A 16,815-nucleotide genomic window follows, 5' to 3' on the forward strand; every position below is an offset into this window, starting at 1 on the left:
AAACGCATATGAATCCATTGAAAAGGATCTTCGGCGGAGACACCCGCCAGTTTGGCATGATCATCGCACTTGTTGCGCTGGTGTTGTTCTTCCAGACATTCACGGGGGGCAAGGTCCTCACCCCCACAAACATGATCAACCTGTTCAACGGCAACTCCTACATCCTGGTCCTGGCCATTGGCATGGTCATGGTCATCATTGCTGGGCATATCGACCTTTCCGTTGGTTCAGTCGCCGCTGCTGTAGGCATCGTTGTGGCAATATCCATGCGGGACTGGGGCTTTCCATGGTGGGGTGGTATCCTGCTCGGTTTGGCGTTGGGGGCAGTCATCGGTGCATGGCAGGGATTCTGGGTCGCTTACATCGGCATACCCGCCTTCATCGTCACACTTGCCGGAATGCTCTTGTTCCGCGGCCTAAACCAGTTCATTGGAAAATCGCTCACCATCCCGGTGCCGGAAGAATTCCGGATTATGGGAGCCGGATTCCTTCCTGAAATCGGCAGCTTTGCACGTTACAACTGGCCCACGGTCATCATCGGCGTTTTGCTGATCGCCGTCCTCGTGGTCCTCGAATTCCGCAAGCGGAGCGTCGAGAAGAAGACGGGCGCCACCCCTGATCCTCTCTGGGTACCCATCGTGCGCCTCGGACTCCTGGCCGCCGCGCTCCTTTACGTCACTTGGCTATTCTCGACCGGCCGCTACGGTACGTCCTTCCCGGTCTCCGGATTGATTCTGGTGGGCCTCGCCGCACTCTACGTCTTCATCACCACCAAGACCGTGGTGGGTCGCCATGTCTACGCCGTGGGTGGTAACCGCCACGCCGCCGAGCTGTCCGGGGTGAAGTCCAAGAAGGTCAACTTCCTGGTGATGATGAACATGTCCATACTGGCCTCCCTCGCCGGCATGATGTTCGTGGCCCGGTCCACCAGTTCAGGACCTGCAGACGGCGTCGGCTGGGAACTCGACGCGATTGCAGCTGTCTTCATCGGCGGCGCTGCTGTCAGCGGCGGCGTCGGCACGGTTGTGGGATCGCTCGTCGGTGGCTTGGTGATGGCCGTTTTGAACAATGGGCTGCAGCTCCTGAGTGTTGGTGCGGATGCGCAACAGATGATCAAGGGCCTGGTGCTCTTGCTCGCCGTTGCCGTGGACGTTTACAACAAGAGCCAGGGCCGGCCTTCCATCATTGCCCTGTTGACCCGAGGCTCACGCGGCGGCTCCAGGCCAGAACCATCCGCCAAGACTGAAACCACCAAGACCTCCGAACTCATCTCGCCGTCCGGTCCGGCCAACTAGTCCGCACGTCAAAGAAAGAGAAATGCATATGCGAAAGATCGCCAAAACCCTGACTGTGCTGGCCGCCATTGCCACGCTGTCGCTGACCGCTTGCGGGCGTTCGGACGTCGATGCCGAGGCCGCTAAGGCCGGGACGGGGCTGTCCGGCTTCGCCGCCGACTCCGTCATTGGTGTCGCACTTCCCAAGAAGACCTCGGAAAACTGGACGCTGGCAGAAAATCTGTTCAATGACGGCCTGACCAAGGCCGGATACAAGCCCAGTGTGCAGTTCGCCAGCGGCGGTGTTTCTGATCAGCAGAACCAGATCAGCGCCATGATCACCTCAGGCGCCAAAGTCATCGTGGTCGGTGCCGTTGACGGCGCCCAGCTCGGTGCCCAACTGCAGCAGGCCAAGGATGCCGGCGCTGTCATCATCGCCTACGACCGCATGCTGACCAACACCGCAGCCGTGGACTACTACGTGGCCTACGACAACTTCGAGGTTGGAAAACTTCAAGGCGAGGCACTCCTGAAGGGCCTCGCTGCCAAGAAGCCCGCCGGCCCGTACAACATCGAACTCTTTGCCGGTTCCCCGGATGACGCCAACTCCAAGGTGTTCTTTGACGGCGCCATGAGCGTACTCCAGCCGAAGATCGCTGATGGGACGCTGAAGGTTGTTTCCGGTCAAGCCGACTTTGGTCAGGCTGTGACACAGGACTGGAAGGCAGAGAACGCCCAGAAGCGCATGGACTCACTGCTTTCGGGCAGTTACGCCTCCGCTCAGTTGGACGGGGTCTTGTCCCCCAACGACATGCTCGCCCGGGCAATCATCACCTCGGCGAAGTCCGCCGGCAAGAGCGTCCCGGTTGTCACAGGTCAGGACTCCGAAGTTCAGTCCGTGAAGTCCATCATGGCCAACGAGCAGTACTCCACCATCAAGAAGGACACCCGCAACCTGGTTGAGCACACCATCACCATGGTCAAGGACCTGCAGCAAGGCGTTGCTCTGGAAGTGAATGACAACAGAAACTACAAGAACGAGTTCAAGCGCGTTCCTGCATACCTGCTGCCTCCCGTAATCGTGACGGCAGAGAACGTCAAGACGGCTTACGTTGACGATCCGGAACTCGGCCCGATCACCAAGTAGTGATCATCAAGTAACACCGCTCCTAGCTAGACACTAAGCCCCGGTCCGCCACCAGGCGGGCCGGGGCTTTCACTTTCACAGCCCCCGCATAGCTTCGGCAGGCTTCCCGCACAGCAGCCTTCACGAGTCTTGGATCTGCAGCCCGCGTCCAGTGGGAACAACGAACTTGCAGGTCAAGAGGAGAAACGTGAGCGTCCTTGCCCGAAGCGTAGGCAATGCCTTCCGCAACAAAATCAGAACGGCGGCGGTTGTCGCCGTGCTGGCCGTAGCCATCGGCCTGGCACTGGCCATGCTTGTGGCCAACCAGGCAGTGGGCGCCAAGGTCCAGGAGCTCAACGCCTCCGTTGGCACCACCTTGACGGTGAATCCGGCGGGCGGTCAAGGCTTCGAAGGTGGCGGCGAACCCCTCACGACGGCGGAGGCTGAGACTGCGGCGTCGGTGGCCAACGTGACGTCAGTAGTTGGCACCAAGGCACTGCGCCTTCAGACAGCGACCACCACGACAGGGACCACCGACGCAGCCACCACACAGCAGACCGGCCCGGGCGGCTTCGGTCCCGGCGGGCAGCAGGCGACGGTCAGCACCAACCTGACGGCCGCCGTCGACGCCGGCACGCTCGGCAACCGGAACAACGCGAGCGGCACAACGGGCACAACTACCCAGCCCGCGCGCACCCTGCCGATCACCGCTACGGGCATCGGCGCCGAAGTGGACAGCACCGGCAAGGCCCTGGAGATCACCAGCGGCACGGGCCTGGGCGACTACACGGCATCCGAGGCGAAGGCTCTGGTGGGCACGTCCTTGGCTGAGAAGAACGGCCTGACCGTAGGCTCCACGTTCACCATCCAGGACACGACCTTCACGGTAGCGGGAATCTTCGACGCCGGAACCACGTTTGGGAACAACGCCGTTTATGTCACGCTTCCTGAAGCGCAGACGCTGGCGGGGACCTCGGATGAGCTGTCCACCATGATCGTCACGGTCAACAGCATGGAGAACGTGGACAGCACCAAAACTGCCGTTCAAGACGCGCTCGGCACCGAAAGGGCCGACGTCACCCAAGGCCAACGCAACCTCGAAACCGCCGTCAGCTCACTGGACAGCGTCAAGAACATCTCGATGATCGCCTTCATCGCGGCCCTAGCAACCGCTGGAATCATCATCCTGCTCATCATGGTCATGCTGGTCCGCGAGCGCCGGCGCGAAATCGGCGTCCTGAAGGCCATCGGTGCCCGGAACCGCACTATCGGCCTGCAGTTCGTCCTCGAGTCATTGGTCCTGGTTGCCTTGGGCAGTGTTGTGGGCGCTGTGATCGCTTCGCTGGCCAGCGGTGGTATCGCGTCGGCACTCATTAGTTCAAACACCACCACGACGGCGGCCACCACCACCCAGCGCGGCGGCGGACTTGCAGGGGCCATGCCCAACGGCACAGTCCCGGGCGCCGGGATGCCTGGCGGTGGAATGGGCGGCGGCCAGGGTGGCCCCTTCGGCGGAGCGTCGCAGTTGCTCACCTCCGTCACGGCGAGCGTCTCCCCCGGCGTCCTCGCTGCAGGCATCGCCGCAGTCTTCGCAGTAGCCATCATCGGTGCGCTGGTCCCGGCACTGCTGACCGCCCGCATCCGTCCCATCGAAGTACTCCGAGGAGAATAGCCGTGATCGTAGTCAAGGACCTGGTCCGTCAGTTCAAGTCCGGTGATCGGACCATCAAGCCAGTAAACGGGGTCAGCTTTGAGCTCGACAAGGGCTCGCTGGCGTCCATCGTCGGCAAGAGCGGCAGCGGCAAAAGCACACTGTTGTCCCTCCTGGGTGCGCTGGACAAGCCCACCTCGGGAGACGTCGTCGTGGACGGCGTCAGCCTGGCCGGGCTGCCGGACGCCAAGCTGACCGAGTACCGCCGCCGGGACATCGGCTTCGTGTTCCAGCAGTTCAACCTGATTCCCAACCTCAGTGCCGTGGACAACGTCATGCTGCCCATGGAGTTCGCGGGCATGCGCAAGGCAGCACGGCTGCAGCGGGCCAAGGAGCTGCTGGAGCAGGTGCAGTTGGATCCGGAGAAGCACACGCGCCGCACCAACCGGCTATCAGGTGGCGAGCAACAGCGCGTCGCAATTGCCCGTGCTTTGGCCAATGAGCCCAAGCTGATCCTCGCCGATGAGCCCACCGGAAATTTGGATGAGCAAACCGGCGAGCACATCATCGAGCTGTTGAGTTCCCTGAGCCGCGATCACAACACCACCATCCTGGTGGTCACGCATGATCGCAGCCTGGCGCAGAAAACCGAGCGCTGCTTCCGTCTTCAGCAGGGCAGGCTCACCGAGGAGGTCAGAACCGGATCGCGTCGATGACCTTGACGCGCACCGCCACGAGCGCAGGGATGGCTCCGGCGAGTGCGCCCACAAGGACAGCCGCGCCAAAGCCCATCAGCGCGGCGTCGATGGGGAAGGCCGGGTACTCGGTGAGTCCCGGCGCTACCTTCGATTCGATCCACGGGTGCTTCACCACCGCGACTGCCAGCATGACTCCCGCCAGGCCGGCGACTGCGGTGGCCACCACGGATTCCATCATGACGCCCACGAAAATCCGCCCGGACGTTGCCCCGAAGCTGCGCCGGATGCCGATTTCGCGGACCCTGTAGCGCACAGTGACCATGGAGATGTTGAGCATCCCCACGGCTCCGAGCAGGAGCACCAGCCCGGCCACGCCGCCCACCACCAGTTGGACGGGAGCCAAGGGATCTCCCCATGCTGCATAATCCATGCGGTTGGCTTGGGCGTAATAGCCGGGGAACTGGCCTTGGAGATCGGCGGTAATTGCTGCGGTGAGGGCTCCGGCTTGTGCCTCGCCAACCCAGATTTTGAACTCGGACATCTGCGGCTTGATTCCGGTCATGGCCGCACCCTCGGCAAGAATGAACGCGGAAGGCGGCGAGTCCGGGTAGGAATCAGGTACGACGCCGATCATTACCGCCGTCGCTGGCTGGTCACCAGGGATGCTCACCGTGGGATGGGTGGTGAGGTTGGGCCTTCCCGCTTGGTTATAGAAGGATTCAGAGACGACGACGGCGGGTGCGAGCCTTTTGCCGTCGTCTGCAGCGAACCAGCTTCCTTGCTGAAGCGGAACGCGGTGGATGATGCCGTAGCCGACATCCACAATGGTCATATTCACGGTTGTTACACCGCGGGGAAATTGAAAGCCGGCCTGGGTCTGGCTGACGTGCGTGGAGGTAGTGATGCCGTAGCGCTGTTGAATACCTTGGTAGGCCTTCTCAAGTTTTTCCGGGTCCGGCATGGTTGGCCCCTGGACGTTCAAGGACAGTGTGGCCACCCGGCCGCCGTTACGTTCGGACTGAACTTTCATGCCTTCCCGGGCCAAACTGCCTACGCCCACCACCGACGTCAACGCGGCAACGGACAGGGCAACACCCAGCAGGGCCAGGAGAATGCGAACCTTGTTGATGCGGAGTTCCTGCCACGCTTCAACGAGCGTGGAAATGAAGCCGGTCATGCGCCGACTCCTGCCGCTGCCGGTGCCGGTAGCGGGCTGAGCACCCCGGAATCCAGCCGGTAGCAGGCGCGGGCCAGGGCTGCCACATTGGTGTCGTGCGTGATGGTCACCAGCGCGGCGGCCGTTTCCGTCGCCACAGTATCCAACAGGGCCATCACCGACTGCCCGGTTTCCACGTCCAGCGCACCGGTTGGTTCATCGGCGAGGATCAGCCTCGGCCTGCGGACCAAGGCACGGGCGATAGCTACGCGCTGCTGCTCGCCACCGGACAGCATGTTGGGCATGGTCTTGGCGCGGGAGGCCAGGCCAACCCGGTCCAGCATGTCCATGGCAATCTCGCGACGCCGCCAGAACTCCTTGCCCTTGGCGTAGAAGAGCGGCGTAATGACGTTGTCCAGCGCACTGCGTCCGGGCAACAGGTTGAACTGCTGGAACACGAAGCCCACCCTGGAGCCCCGCAGCCGGGCGCGGGCGTTGTTGCCCAGCCGGTTTGCGGGCTGGCCTAGGAAATCCAGCTCGCCCGACGTCGGGATGTCCAGGAGGCCAAGCAGGTTCAGCAGTGTTGACTTGCCGCAGCCGGAACGGCCCACGATGGCTGTGTGGTCTCCGCTGCGGACCTCGAGGTCGATACCCCGGAGAATATTCAGCTGCTTGTCGTCGGGCAGCCTGACAGATCGGGTGACTGCCCTGAGACTGACGAGGGTTTCTTTAGGTGATTCGTCCATGCCGTTAGCTGCCCCTAGCCCATCGGGCCGTAGGCGGCCTGGCCCGGACCCATCATGGGACCTTCAACGGCCGGTGCCCCGGGAACAAATTCCAAGACCTGTTCGCCTTCGGTCAGGCCGGAGGTCACTTCCACCACAGAGCCGTCGTTGAGCCCCAGCTGGACAGTGCGCTGCTCGGGCGCGGCACCCGTTCCTCCCGGCCCGGCGATCCACACAATCCCGTCCTTCACGCTGCCCTTCACGGATGTCAGAGGAACAGTCACTACGTCGGGGGCAACACCGGCACTGACCGTCATGGTGGCGCCAAGTCCTGCGAAGACCTGTTGGCCTGAAGGAATCGGGCAGCTCAGCGTTCCCGTGGGAGTGCCGCCCTCTTCCGGTTGGTTGCCTCCGCCGGGACCCGCAATCGCTGCGCCCACGCCCATCCCGGCACCTCCACCTGTGGCGGCCAGCCCGCCCGAGGCAGCCCCGCCGTCGTCGGACGAGTTGTTCTTGAGCGTCACGTCGGCGCACTGGAACGGCGCCGGTCCACCTACCAAAGCGATTTCCGCAGGACCGGGTTTGCCCAGCAGGCGGTACTGCTGCGCGGCGGTGACGGATCCCGCCACGGTGTACGTTCCGGGATCGATCTTGCCCACGGACTCGCCCACAGTGACCTGCTGGTCAATGAGGGTTGTGAGCTGCTGCAAGGTTCCGGCACTCGGAGCGAGGATGTCGAAGTAGTCGTACACGGGCTTGGGAGCTGTTTGCGGCCCCTCCTGTGAAGTCTGCGTGGGGGTAACCGCGCGCTCCGCCTTGACTTGGAAAAGGACCTCACCCTTGGCGACGGTGGCGCCCTGCTCAACGAAAATCTGGACCACTTTTCCCGCTGATGTGCTGCGGACAGTTTCGGCTGCATCGCTCTGAACGGTGCCTTTGATTTCCACGGTGTTCGTAACGGTAGCTCGAGTGGCCGGGACTACCGGGATATCCACCTGAGCCAAAGGTGCGGGCTCGGCAGCGGCCGATTCCAGGCCATCCACAAAAGCGATCTTAACCAAGGCCACCGCAATAATCGCGAAAACCAACAACCAGGCAACCGGCAAAATGACACGCCGAAAAGTACCCATCCCTGCTCCATTTCGGTAACTCCCCACAGAACCTCTGCGAGGGATGATTGCCTAAGCCTAAGGGAGGAATTTCTGCGCACCGGGCATTCCTATGACTTGACAGAAGCCTTACCGTGTCGGGAGGTCAGGGCGAGCCGAGGGGACCAGGGGCACCCGTACCCGCCATGCGCACCCTACGTTTCCTACAGGCGCACCCGTACCCGCCGCGCGCGCCCCTGGTTCCTGTCGGGCGCACCCGTACCCGCCGCGCGCACCAGAGGTTACGGCAGCGATCGGCGTAAAAGGGTGCGCACCACGTCCTTACCCAAACTCCCGCACTTTGTCTGGACCGGCCCTGCCGTGTCCGTGTAGGGCGCGCCCGTACCCGCCGCGCGCGCCCCTGGTTCCTGTCGGACGCACCCGTACCCGCCGCGCGCACCAGAGGTTACGGCAGCGATCGGCGTAAAAGGGTGCGCACCACTCCTTCAGAACTGCCGTCTGCCGGAATGAGAGGATAAACGGCATGACACTTCCTATCGCCGTGCCGTGGCTTTCCACCCAAACCAACCAGGATCCCCGGGCAGCCACCGGCCGGCCCCTGCGATGGGGAGTGGTGTCTACAGGCAACATCGCCAACAGCGTTTCCCAAGACTTGGCGCTCCTTGAAGACGCGGAGCTGTACGCCGTGAGCTCCCGCACCCAGGCTGCCGCGGATGCGTTCGCCCATACGCTCGGCTTCACCAAGGGCTACGGGGACGACGACGGCGTACCCGGCTACCAGCGCTTGTTCGACGATCCCGCCGTGGACGTGGTCTACGTTGCTACGCCGCATGCCCAGCACTTCCGGATTGCATCCGCCGCTTTGAGGGCCGGGAAGCACGTGCTGTGCGAAAAGGCCCTCACCATCAACGCCCGCGAAGCCAGCGAACTGGTGAAACTTGCCCGGGAACAGAACGTGTTCTTCATGGAAGCCGTATGGAGCCGCTTCCTGCCGAGCATGCAGCGGGCGTTCGAGATCGCGGCCTCCGGCGAGCTGGGACAGATCCAGTGGGTCAGCGCCGACCTCGGATTCCCAGCACCGTACGATCCCGCCGCACGGATTTGGGCCCTCAACGACGGCGGCGGGGCACTCCTGGACATCACCGTATACCCGTTGCTCTGGGCACTGGGAACGTTGGGCTTTCCACAATCGGTCACCGCGATCGGCACCCTCAACGAGGACGGCGTGGACAGCCAGAACGCACTGACCCTCGGCTACGACACGGGTGCCCAGGCGCAGCTGACGTCGTCGTTGATGGCGCATGGGCCTCGGACCGCGACGGTGGCCGGCGGGCTCGGGTTCCTGCAAACCGTGGGCTCCGTGAACAACCCCCGTGAGCTGATGATCCGGATTGGTTGGGACGAGCCGCGTCGCGAACATTTTGACGTAGTGGGCATCGGCTACACCTACGAACTCCGGGAAGTGACCCGCTGCATCCAGCAAGGCCTCACCGAGAGCCCGGTCATGCCGCTGGAGGACTCGGTTAACGTCATGCGCCTTTTCGACGGCGTGCGGTCGCAGCTCGGGATTCGGTACCCCAACGACGCCAGGTAAGCAGATCCCGGGCGGTGACCCAGCGACGTAACCCCGTGACCCAGCCTAAGTGACGGGTGCAGCCCCGGCGGCGCGTGCCGCCGTCGTGAGTTAACTCAGCTGTACTAACGCCCTTGGCGGGCAGGTTGCCTTGCCAGCTTGCGGTCCAAGGACAGCGCGCCGGGGCCAAGGAAGACGAACGCTATGGAGATGGCGACGTAAACGATCAGGAGCTCGGCGGTGACGCCGGACTTGTCGGTGAGCAGGGGTTTTCCCGCTTCCGTGACGAACCAGATCCCCGCGAACATGATCGCAGCCAGGAATCCGGCCACCCGGGTCAGGGCGCCCAGCACCAGGAGCAGGCCAAGGCCCAGCTCACCGGCGATCACCAGCCACGCCACGATCTCCGGCTTCTGCACGCCCATGGCAGCTACCGACGCCGCGAATGCAGCATGCCCGGCCATGAACTTCTGGAAGCCGTGCACCATCAGGAGCGCACCGAACACCACTCGCAGGATGGTGACTCCGCGAGCAGAGGACTTGGGAGACGGGTGCAGGAATTTCACGGGTTCCAATCTTCCATGCCTGCGCGCCTACCGCCAACACGGCTTGCGCCATCCGGCGGGTCGCTAGGACAGAAGCGCAGGAATGTCCTTCACACCGTCCAGAAGGTGGTGGTGCGGGTGCGCGGCCAAAGCGTCGCGGTCCAGCTTGCCGGTGAGGACACCCACGGCGGTGACGCCCGCGTTGTTAGCTGCGGCGAGGTCGTTCACGGTATCTCCCGCAGCGATAACGGCGCGGACGTCCTGCACACCCGTCAGTTCCATGGCCCGGTGGATCATGTGCGGTGCCGGCCGGCAAGCGGCCACTTCGTCGGAGCATACGACGGCGTCCAGCAGGTTATCGTCGTCGACGCTCCAGCCCAGCCGCTCAAGGAGGGGCTCGGCGACGTCGCGCGAGAAGCCGGTAGTCAGGGCCACCTTGATGCCTAGGCGGCGGAGTTCCCGGAATGCGTCTTCTACACCCTCAAGCGCAACCGGCGGGTTGGCGTCGTAGAACTCCACGAGCAGTTCCTTGAAGCGCTTGAAGGCGGCAGCCACTACTTCGGGCGTGGCCGTTCCTCCCCCGGCTTTAATCAGCGCGGTGATGGCCTCAACCTTGTCCGCGCCCATCCACTCCTGCACAGCCTCTGCCGTGGTGGTCACCCCCGTTTCTTCAACGCAGCGGGCAAGGGCTACGTAAACGTCGCCGTGTTCGTCGATGGTGGTTCCGGCCATATCGCAGGCAACAAGCTGAATCATGGGGTGGCTCCTTCAGTGTGGATGCGGACCAGGGCGGCCCGGCGGTCCACGGTGTTGTCGATGGTGAAGTTGGTCAAAGCCGGCAGGTAGCGGTCCTCGGAGTATTCGAGGGGTTGCCCATCGGCGGATCGGGTGATGCGGCGTTCGCGCAGGAGCGGAATGCCCTCGGGTTGCTCCAACAGTTCGGCGTCCTCGTCACTGGCGGCGACGGCGTCGATGGTGTGGCGGGCACTGTGCAGGTCCACGCCTTGTTCCTTGAGGAACGCGAAGATGGACCCGGAATCGGTGTCGAAGTCGAACAGCTTCCGGCCAACGTCCAGGATGAACGTGGTGCGTTCGATCATGGCGGGAGCCTCATCCAGATAGCGGACGCGCAAGACCTCCACGACGGTGGTCCCGGGCATCAAGCCAAGTGCCTCCGCCGCTTCCGGGCTGGCTTCCCGCCTTGCTACTTCCAGAGTCCGCTGGCCGGGCTTTTTGCCGATCCCGCTGGCCCATTCGGTGAACGAGTTGAAAGTGGAGAAGGACTGCGACGGCACCGACGAACGAACCATGGGAGGTCGGCCTCGGCCACCGGTCACCGCACCCTCAGATCGCAGAAAGGCGAGTGCCTGGCGAATCGGACCGCGCGACGTTCCGAACTCGCGGCACAGCTCCGCCTCGCTGGGCAGCTGGAAGCCCGGAGGCCAATCGCCATCAGTGATCCGACGCATGAATTCCTCACTGAGACGGACGTGGAGGGGTGCATTCTGCTGTGTGCTCACAAGTTGATCATACAAGTCTGACCGGCCGCTTGAACGGGTTTTGAGGCGTTCCAGATGAACGCATCGTGAATTTAGGTAAACAAATATTAAATTCAGATTAACTTGTATATACAAGTCGCCTTCTGGCTTGATTCCCCTTCCCGGAGCGGCCAATGTCAGTGGTGTGAACAACCCGAGCACCTCTTCCAAAGCCGCCAACAGCAGCCCAAGCCAGCCTGTCGACGTCGTAATTGTCGGCGCTGGAATTGTGGGACTGGCCCACTCCGCCCACGCTGTTGCCAACGGCCTGACCGTCACCATCATCGAGCGTGACCACCACGCTGCCGGCGCTTCCGTGCGCAACTTCGGCCACTGCTGCATCACGGCCCAATCCGGCGAACTATATGAACTCGCGCAGACCTCGCGGAAGTACTGGCTCGAGTTTGCCCAACGCGCCGGATTCTGGGCGGCCGAAGCCGGAGCCGTGGTCCTTGCCCGAACTGAAGCCGAAATGAAGGTCTTGCGTGAACTCTCCGCGGTGCGGGAACCGGGACAGGTCGAGCTGCTGTCCCCCGCCGGGACGCGGGCCCGGTTGGCTGGTTCTGTGTCCACCGCTGAAGAAGCGCACGACGACGGCGGTACTTCAGGCGGCGAATGGCCCGGCTTGGTAGGCGGCGCCTTCCTCCGGGACGACCTGCGGGTAGATCCCCGCACCACGGTGGCAAAGTTGGCCGAGTGGCTAAGCCAGCAGCCCGGCGTCGAACTTCATTGGAACACGGCCGCGCTGGGCTTCAACCAGAATGCTGACGGTGTCACCGTCCAGACGTCGCGCGGCGACCTCCGTGGGCGGCAGGTCTTCGTGTGCGTCGGCCACGACGTCGATTACCTCTTCCCGGACCTTGCCGAAGAACACCGGATCCAGCGGTGCGCGCTGCAGATGTCGCTGGCGGCCAAGCCCACCGGCGTCGAGTTCGCGCCAGCGGTTCTCACAGCGACATCGATGCTCCGGTACCCGGCTTTCACGGACATGCCCGCTGCTGCAGCCCTGCACTCCGAAGTATTGGAGAAGCAGCCGGAACTGCTGGAGATCGGCGCCAATGTCATGTTCACCCAACGCCCCGACGGCACCATCATCCTGGGCGACTCGCACCATTACCACCGCACGGCCGATCCCTTTCTGGACGAGTCCGTGACCGACACACTCAACTCTGAAATCACCGGCCGGATCGGTGAACCGCTGGAGATCATCCAGCGCTGGCAGGGCATCTACGCGTCCTCGGACGTGGCACCGATCCTGGTCCGCGACGTCCAGCCCGGCGTCACGGTGGTGTCCGTGACCTCCGGCGTCGGCATGACCCTTTCCTTCGGCCTGGCACACCGCAACGTGTCGCGCCGCCTGCACTGATTCATCCTGCACTGCCCCATCTTTGATATCCGTTCTGCCCTCCCAATCCCCTTCGCATAAGGATTCCCATGAAAACCACGCACCTCACCGGTTCCGCGCTTGCCCTGGCCACCGTTCTGGCGCTTACTGCCTGCGGCGGCTCGGCACAGTCCTCCCCCGAAGCCACAACGGCTACCTGCCCGAACGGCGAGATCAAGTTCGGCATCGAGCCCTATGAGGACCCGGCCAAGCTCAAGCCGGCTTACGATGTCCTGGCTGCAGCCCTGTCCAAGAAGCTCGAATGCCCGGTCAGCGTCCAGGTTGTTGAGGACTATGCCGCCGAGGTGCTGGCCATGCGCAACGGCAAGCTGGACCTGGGCCAGTTCGGCCCCTTGGGCTACGTGTTCGCAGACGCCAAAGCGGGTGCTGAGCCCTTGGTTTCGTTCGGCACAGCGGAGAAGGAACTCAGCACCTACACGGCGGGGATTTGGGTTTCCAAGGACAGCCCCATCCAAGAGATTGGTGATTTGAAGGGCAAGTCCCTCGCGTTGGGCAGTGTTGGATCTACCTCAGGCGATGTGCTGCCCCGTTTCGGTCTCCGTGAAGCCGGAATCGCCGATGCTGACATCAAGATGGACTACACAGGTGGCCATCCTGAAGCCCTGCTGGCACTGACGAACGGCAAGGTGGATGCAGCGCAAATCAACTCGCAGACGCTCGCCACGGCCATTGCCGCCGGCACCTTCACTCCGGCTGACTTCCGCCAGGTGTGGACGTCCAACCCCATCCCCAACGATCCCATCACCGTCCGCGGCGATGCCGATCCCGCGTTCAAGGCGGCCGTGAAGGATGCGTTCCTGAATCTGGAACCCGCCGATGTAGCCAAAGTGGGCGAGTTCCTGGATGTCACCCCTCCGGGACCATTGCTGCAGGTCACCAAGGACAACTACACGCCCTTGTTTGAGCTCGCCGACACCATGGGCCTCACCGAGAAGGATCTGTAATGCCTCTCTCCGCTCAGGGCCCACTCCTCTCTGTGCAGGGCTTGCGCAAATCATTCAACGGACGGACCGTGCTGCAGGGTGTCGACTTCTCCGTTGCAGCCGGTGAGCTGGTGGCCTTCCTGGGCGCCAACGGCTCCGGCAAGTCCACCACCCTGCGCTGCGTCATGGGCATCACTTCGCCGGATTCCGGAAGCATCAGGATCGACGGAGCTGCGCTGGATTCCTTGCAGGGCCGTGAACTGCAGCAGACGAGGCAACGGATGGCCATGATCTTCCAGAAGATCCATTTGGTCCCCCGTCGCACGGCCTTGGACAACGTCTGCGCAGGAGCCCTGTCGCGGATCCCGACCGTCCGCTCACTCACTCCCTTTCTGTTCCCGGCCGACGTTCAGCAGGAAGCCCTCGACTGCTTGGACCGGGTAGGCCTGGCGGACCGCGCCTTTGACCGCGTGGGTCGGCTTTCCGGCGGACAGCAGCAGCGCGTGGCCGTAGCCCGGGCACTTTGCCAGCGGGCCGACGTCGTACTCGCAGACGAGCCGGTGTCCGCGTTGGATCCGCACGCCGCCGAGCAGGTCATGGCGCTGCTGAGGGAACTCGCGCATTCGGAAGGACTGGCCGTAGCCGCTGTGCTGCACCAGCCCGATCTCGCACTTCGGTACGCGGACAGGTCCATCGGCCTCCTCCAAGGCTCCATGACTTTCGACCTCCCCTCCACAGAGGTCACGGCGGCGCACCTCGACACTTTGTACGCCCCGGACAGGATCGTTTCAGACGGGGCCGTTCCGGACAGAAACGTTCCGGACAGGAACCTTTCCGTAGACAGGACGCAGGCAGCATGACTCCCCATACCTTGACCCGGGCCGTCCCGCGACGGGGCTCTTCGGCCCAAAGCCGGGTGGCACTGGTCCGCCCGAAGAAGCCGCTGCGGTGGATCACGACGGCGGCAGTGGCGGCCGCCGTCGTCGGACTTCACGCCGTGGCCATCGAAGGGACGGACTTCAAACCCGAGCTTTTGGTGGATGGCTGGAAGGGCATGGCTGCGTTCGTCGGCGACGCCTTCCCACCGGACCTCAGCTGGGAAAAGACGCTCAAGCCCGGCCTCGAAGCCACGCTGGTGACCCTGTGGATCGGGCTCCTTGGCACCACGTTATCCGTGCCGTTCGCCCTGTTGCTTGCAGCGCTGGCTGCTGAGAACACCACCCCGCACCGGCTTGTATATCAGGCAGCCCGCGCCATCCTGTCCTTCTTCCGCGCCGTGCCGGACATCGTGTTCGCGTTGATCTTTGTCACCGCCGTCGGCCTTGGACCGTTCGCGGGCGTACTCGCGCTGATCTGCCACAACACCGGTGTGATGGGGAAGCTGTGGGCGGAATCGATGGAGGAGATCGATGCTGGCCCCCAGGAAGCGCTAAGAACGGCCGGCGCCAACCGGATCCAGCAGGTAGCCAACGCAACGCTGCCCATGGTGGTTCCGCAGTTCGTGGGCCTATTGCTCTACCGCTTCGACGTCAACGTGCGGTCCTCGCTGGTTCTTGGCCTGGTGGGCGCCGGTGGCATTGGCCTGCTGATAAACCAGTCCATCAAGTCGTTCCAGTTCGACTCCATGCTCACCCACATCCTGATCGTGCTGGTGCTGATCATCGTGGTGGACCAGTTCTCCGCGTGGATCCGCAGGCGCCTGGCTGCGTAGCCTGCGTGCCCACCCAAGTAAGTAGCAGTTCAGGTCGTTCTGAGCAGGTGGTTTCTAGCGGTTATCGCAACAGGAAGGTTCTGATCATCTCATTGGGGGTGCAGAAGTCGAATCGTTGGCGGGGTCTGTCGTTGAGTTCGTGGGCGACGTAGTCGAGGTCGGTTTGGCTGTAGATGCTTAGGTCTGCGCCTTTGGGGAAGTACTGGCGCAGGAGCCCGTTGGTGTTCTCGTTCGAGCCGCGTTGCCAAGGTGAGTGGGGATCGCAGAAGTAGATGTCGATGTCGGCTGCGATCTTCACTTCCTTGTGCCTGCGCATTTCGGTGCCTTGGTCCCAGGTCAGTGAGAGCCTCAGTTCGTCGGGAAGGGCGCCCATTTTGCGGATCAGCCCATCCCGAACAGACTCGGCACGGTTTTGACCGGTCGGGACATGGAGGAGCATCACGAACCCGGTTGTGCGCTCCACGATGGTGCCGATGGCGGTTTTTCCGTCCTTGCCTACGATCAGGTCCCCTTCCCAATGCCCTGGCACGGCACGGTCTTCGACCTCGGCGGGACGGTCGGCGATCATGACCTTGTCCTGGATTCTGCCGCGGCGTTCGTCGGGGCGGCGTTGGGGTTTGCGCAGGGTCCGGCCGGTGCGCAGGTTCTTGACCAGTTCCCGCTTTAGCCCGCCCCGGGACTCGAGATAGAGGGACTGGTAGATGGTCTCGTGTGACACCCACATCTCCGGGTTGTTCGGGAAGTCCTTGCGGAGTCTGCCAGCGATCTGGACCGGTGAGTCTTTCTTTTCGAGCCGCTTTTCGACTTCCAGGCGCAAGGGCTTGTTGCTGTTGAGCTTAGCGGTCTTGGGCCTGGCTGCCCGGGCGTGGGCGCGGGCATGGGCGGTGGTAGCCCGGTAGAAAAAGACCTTGTCAGCGTTCCGCCGGAGCTCCCGGGAGATCGTTGACGGGGAACGACCCAAACGTCTGGCGATCTCACGGACCGATTCCTTGCCCCGCCATAACGAGATCAACTCCCGCTCCTGGAACGATAGGGAACGGCCGGTCAGGGTCCGGCCCCGACGGGGCCGGACCCCTCCTGAGGACCTCAGCTCACGGCGGACCGTCGTTACGGACCACCCGACGAACGCACCAGCATCTTCAAAACGGGCACCGTCCGCAACCTGCTGCCAGAACGACTGGACAACCTCAGCAACCAAACGATTCGTGAACTTCACCATGGCAATCGACACCCTTCAATAATCAGGTGTTGCGATCACCGCATGATTCAGCGCACTGAGAACGACCTGATCTGTCACCTAGTTGGGTGAGTGGGGGCAGAATGGGAGGTGGCCCTCTTCGGGGGTCGCGTTTCAAGAGGGCCGACGGTGGATGGAGCAGGC

At 63.2% G+C, this 16,815-nt stretch carries 16 protein-coding genes; 9 read left to right on the forward strand and 7 right to left on the reverse strand.

Going from position 1 to position 16,815, the window contains the following annotated elements; all coding sequences use genetic code 11:
• Positions 1 to 8: 8 nt before the first annotated feature.
• The 4 genes from mmsB (at position 9) to M1D89_RS17180 (ending at position 4,767) form a co-directional block, all read left to right on the forward strand.
• Positions 9 to 1,295, forward strand: coding sequence for a multiple monosaccharide ABC transporter permease (mmsB, locus tag M1D89_RS17165; RefSeq protein ID WP_498645315.1), 1,287 nt, complete (start codon positions 9 to 11; stop codon positions 1,293 to 1,295).
• Between the two features lie 28 nt (positions 1,296 to 1,323).
• Positions 1,324 to 2,421 carry a substrate-binding domain-containing protein gene (locus tag M1D89_RS17170; protein ID WP_498650981.1) on the forward strand — a complete coding sequence of 366 codons (1,098 nt, stop codon included), beginning with the start codon at positions 1,324 to 1,326 and terminating at the stop codon, positions 2,419 to 2,421.
• Positions 2,422 to 2,608: 187 nt separating this feature from the next.
• Positions 2,609 to 4,072, forward strand: coding sequence for an ABC transporter permease (locus M1D89_RS17175; RefSeq protein ID WP_498645317.1), 1,464 nt, complete (start codon positions 2,609 to 2,611; stop codon positions 4,070 to 4,072).
• Positions 4,073 to 4,074: 2 nt separating this feature from the next.
• On the forward strand, positions 4,075 to 4,767 hold the full coding sequence (locus tag M1D89_RS17180) for an ABC transporter ATP-binding protein (protein WP_498645319.1): 693 nt from the start codon (positions 4,075 to 4,077) through the stop codon (positions 4,765 to 4,767).
• Here M1D89_RS17180 and M1D89_RS17185 read toward each other — a convergent pair.
• The 3 genes from M1D89_RS17185 to M1D89_RS17195 are packed head-to-tail and all read right to left on the reverse strand — an operon-like array spanning position 4,745 to position 7,760.
• Entirely contained in the window at positions 4,745 to 5,926 is a 1,182-nt protein-coding gene (locus M1D89_RS17185) for an ABC transporter permease (RefSeq protein WP_498645321.1), read from the reverse strand. The genes M1D89_RS17180 and M1D89_RS17185 overlap by 23 nt on opposite strands.
• Positions 5,923 to 6,651: an ABC transporter ATP-binding protein gene (locus M1D89_RS17190; protein WP_498645323.1), complete on the reverse strand. Its 729-nt coding sequence runs from the start codon at positions 6,649 to 6,651 to the stop codon at positions 5,923 to 5,925. Before M1D89_RS17190 ends, M1D89_RS17185 begins: the two co-directional genes overlap by 4 nt.
• A gap of 14 nt (positions 6,652 to 6,665) precedes the next feature.
• Positions 6,666 to 7,760 (reverse strand): efflux RND transporter periplasmic adaptor subunit, encoded by a 1,095-nt coding sequence (locus M1D89_RS17195; protein ID WP_498645325.1) that lies wholly within the window; start codon positions 7,758 to 7,760, stop codon positions 6,666 to 6,668.
• A 502-nt stretch (positions 7,761 to 8,262) separates the two neighbouring features.
• On the opposite strand from M1D89_RS17195, the gene M1D89_RS17200 reads away from it, so the two are divergent.
• Positions 8,263 to 9,333: a Gfo/Idh/MocA family protein gene (locus M1D89_RS17200; protein ID WP_498645327.1), complete on the forward strand. Its 1,071-nt coding sequence runs from the start codon at positions 8,263 to 8,265 to the stop codon at positions 9,331 to 9,333.
• Between the two features lie 104 nt (positions 9,334 to 9,437).
• On the opposite strand, the gene M1D89_RS17205 is transcribed toward M1D89_RS17200, so the two are convergent.
• From M1D89_RS17205 to M1D89_RS17215, 3 genes are all read right to left on the reverse strand, one after another.
• The gene (locus M1D89_RS17205) at positions 9,438 to 9,878 is read right to left on the reverse strand and encodes a DoxX family protein (RefSeq protein ID WP_498645328.1); all 441 of its coding nucleotides are present in this window, start codon (positions 9,876 to 9,878) and stop codon (positions 9,438 to 9,440) included.
• Positions 9,879 to 9,941: 63 nt separating this feature from the next.
• On the reverse strand, positions 9,942 to 10,613 hold the full coding sequence (locus M1D89_RS17210; RefSeq protein WP_498645329.1) for a phosphonatase-like hydrolase: 672 nt from the start codon (positions 10,611 to 10,613) through the stop codon (positions 9,942 to 9,944).
• Positions 10,610 to 11,377, reverse strand: coding sequence for a GntR family transcriptional regulator (locus M1D89_RS17215; RefSeq protein ID WP_020372790.1), 768 nt, complete (start codon positions 11,375 to 11,377; stop codon positions 10,610 to 10,612). The genes M1D89_RS17210 and M1D89_RS17215 overlap by 4 nt, the downstream gene beginning before the upstream one ends.
• A 127-nt stretch (positions 11,378 to 11,504) precedes the next feature.
• Here M1D89_RS17215 and M1D89_RS17220 point away from each other — a divergent pair, with 127 nt between their 5' ends.
• The 4 genes from M1D89_RS17220 to phnE all read left to right on the forward strand — a co-directional run bounded on the left by M1D89_RS17220 (position 11,505) and on the right by phnE (position 15,434).
• On the forward strand, positions 11,505 to 12,761 hold the full coding sequence (locus M1D89_RS17220) for a TIGR03364 family FAD-dependent oxidoreductase (RefSeq protein WP_498645332.1): 1,257 nt from the start codon (positions 11,505 to 11,507) through the stop codon (positions 12,759 to 12,761).
• A gap of 68 nt (positions 12,762 to 12,829) precedes the next feature.
• Entirely contained in the window at positions 12,830 to 13,744 is a 915-nt protein-coding gene (locus tag M1D89_RS17225; RefSeq protein WP_498645334.1) for a phosphate/phosphite/phosphonate ABC transporter substrate-binding protein, read from the forward strand.
• Positions 13,744 to 14,583 (forward strand): phosphonate ABC transporter ATP-binding protein, encoded by an 840-nt coding sequence (locus M1D89_RS17230; RefSeq protein ID WP_498645336.1) that lies wholly within the window; start codon positions 13,744 to 13,746, stop codon positions 14,581 to 14,583. The genes M1D89_RS17225 and M1D89_RS17230 overlap by 1 nt, the downstream gene beginning before the upstream one ends.
• Entirely contained in the window at positions 14,580 to 15,434 is an 855-nt protein-coding gene (phnE, locus tag M1D89_RS17235) for a phosphonate ABC transporter, permease protein PhnE (protein WP_498645338.1), read from the forward strand. The genes M1D89_RS17230 and phnE overlap by 4 nt, the downstream gene beginning before the upstream one ends.
• Positions 15,435 to 15,495: 61 nt before the next feature.
• On the opposite strand, the gene M1D89_RS17240 is transcribed toward phnE, so the two are convergent.
• On the reverse strand, positions 15,496 to 16,653 hold the full coding sequence (locus tag M1D89_RS17240) for an IS30 family transposase (RefSeq protein WP_498645340.1): 1,158 nt from the start codon (positions 16,651 to 16,653) through the stop codon (positions 15,496 to 15,498).
• Positions 16,654 to 16,815: the final 162 nt, after the last annotated feature.

Source organism: Arthrobacter sp. D3-18, assembly GCF_054408525.1.

Bases quoted from the DNA above. Each gene is read 5' to 3' on its own strand.
- mmsB (WP_498645315.1), top strand. From the start codon at position 9: ATGAATCCATTGAAAAGGATCTTCGGCGGAGACACCCGCCAGTTTGGC.
- M1D89_RS17170 (WP_498650981.1), top strand. From the start codon at position 1,324: ATGCGAAAGATCGCCAAAACCCTGACTGTGCTGGCCGCCATTGCCACG.
- M1D89_RS17185 (WP_498645321.1), bottom strand. From the start codon at position 5,926: ATGACCGGCTTCATTTCCACGCTCGTTGAAGCGTGGCAGGAACTCCGC.
- M1D89_RS17190 (WP_498645323.1), bottom strand. From the start codon at position 6,651: ATGGACGAATCACCTAAAGAAACCCTCGTCAGTCTCAGGGCAGTCACC.
- M1D89_RS17195 (WP_498645325.1), bottom strand. From the start codon at position 7,760: ATGGGTACTTTTCGGCGTGTCATTTTGCCGGTTGCCTGGTTGTTGGTT.
- M1D89_RS17200 (WP_498645327.1), top strand. From the start codon at position 8,263: ATGACACTTCCTATCGCCGTGCCGTGGCTTTCCACCCAAACCAACCAG.
- M1D89_RS17210 (WP_498645329.1), bottom strand. From the start codon at position 10,613: ATGATTCAGCTTGTTGCCTGCGATATGGCCGGAACCACCATCGACGAA.
- M1D89_RS17225 (WP_498645334.1), top strand. From the start codon at position 12,830: ATGAAAACCACGCACCTCACCGGTTCCGCGCTTGCCCTGGCCACCGTT.
- M1D89_RS17230 (WP_498645336.1), top strand. From the start codon at position 13,744: ATGCCTCTCTCCGCTCAGGGCCCACTCCTCTCTGTGCAGGGCTTGCGC.
- phnE (WP_498645338.1), top strand. From the start codon at position 14,580: ATGACTCCCCATACCTTGACCCGGGCCGTCCCGCGACGGGGCTCTTCG.
- M1D89_RS17240 (WP_498645340.1), bottom strand. From the start codon at position 16,653: ATGGTGAAGTTCACGAATCGTTTGGTTGCTGAGGTTGTCCAGTCGTTC.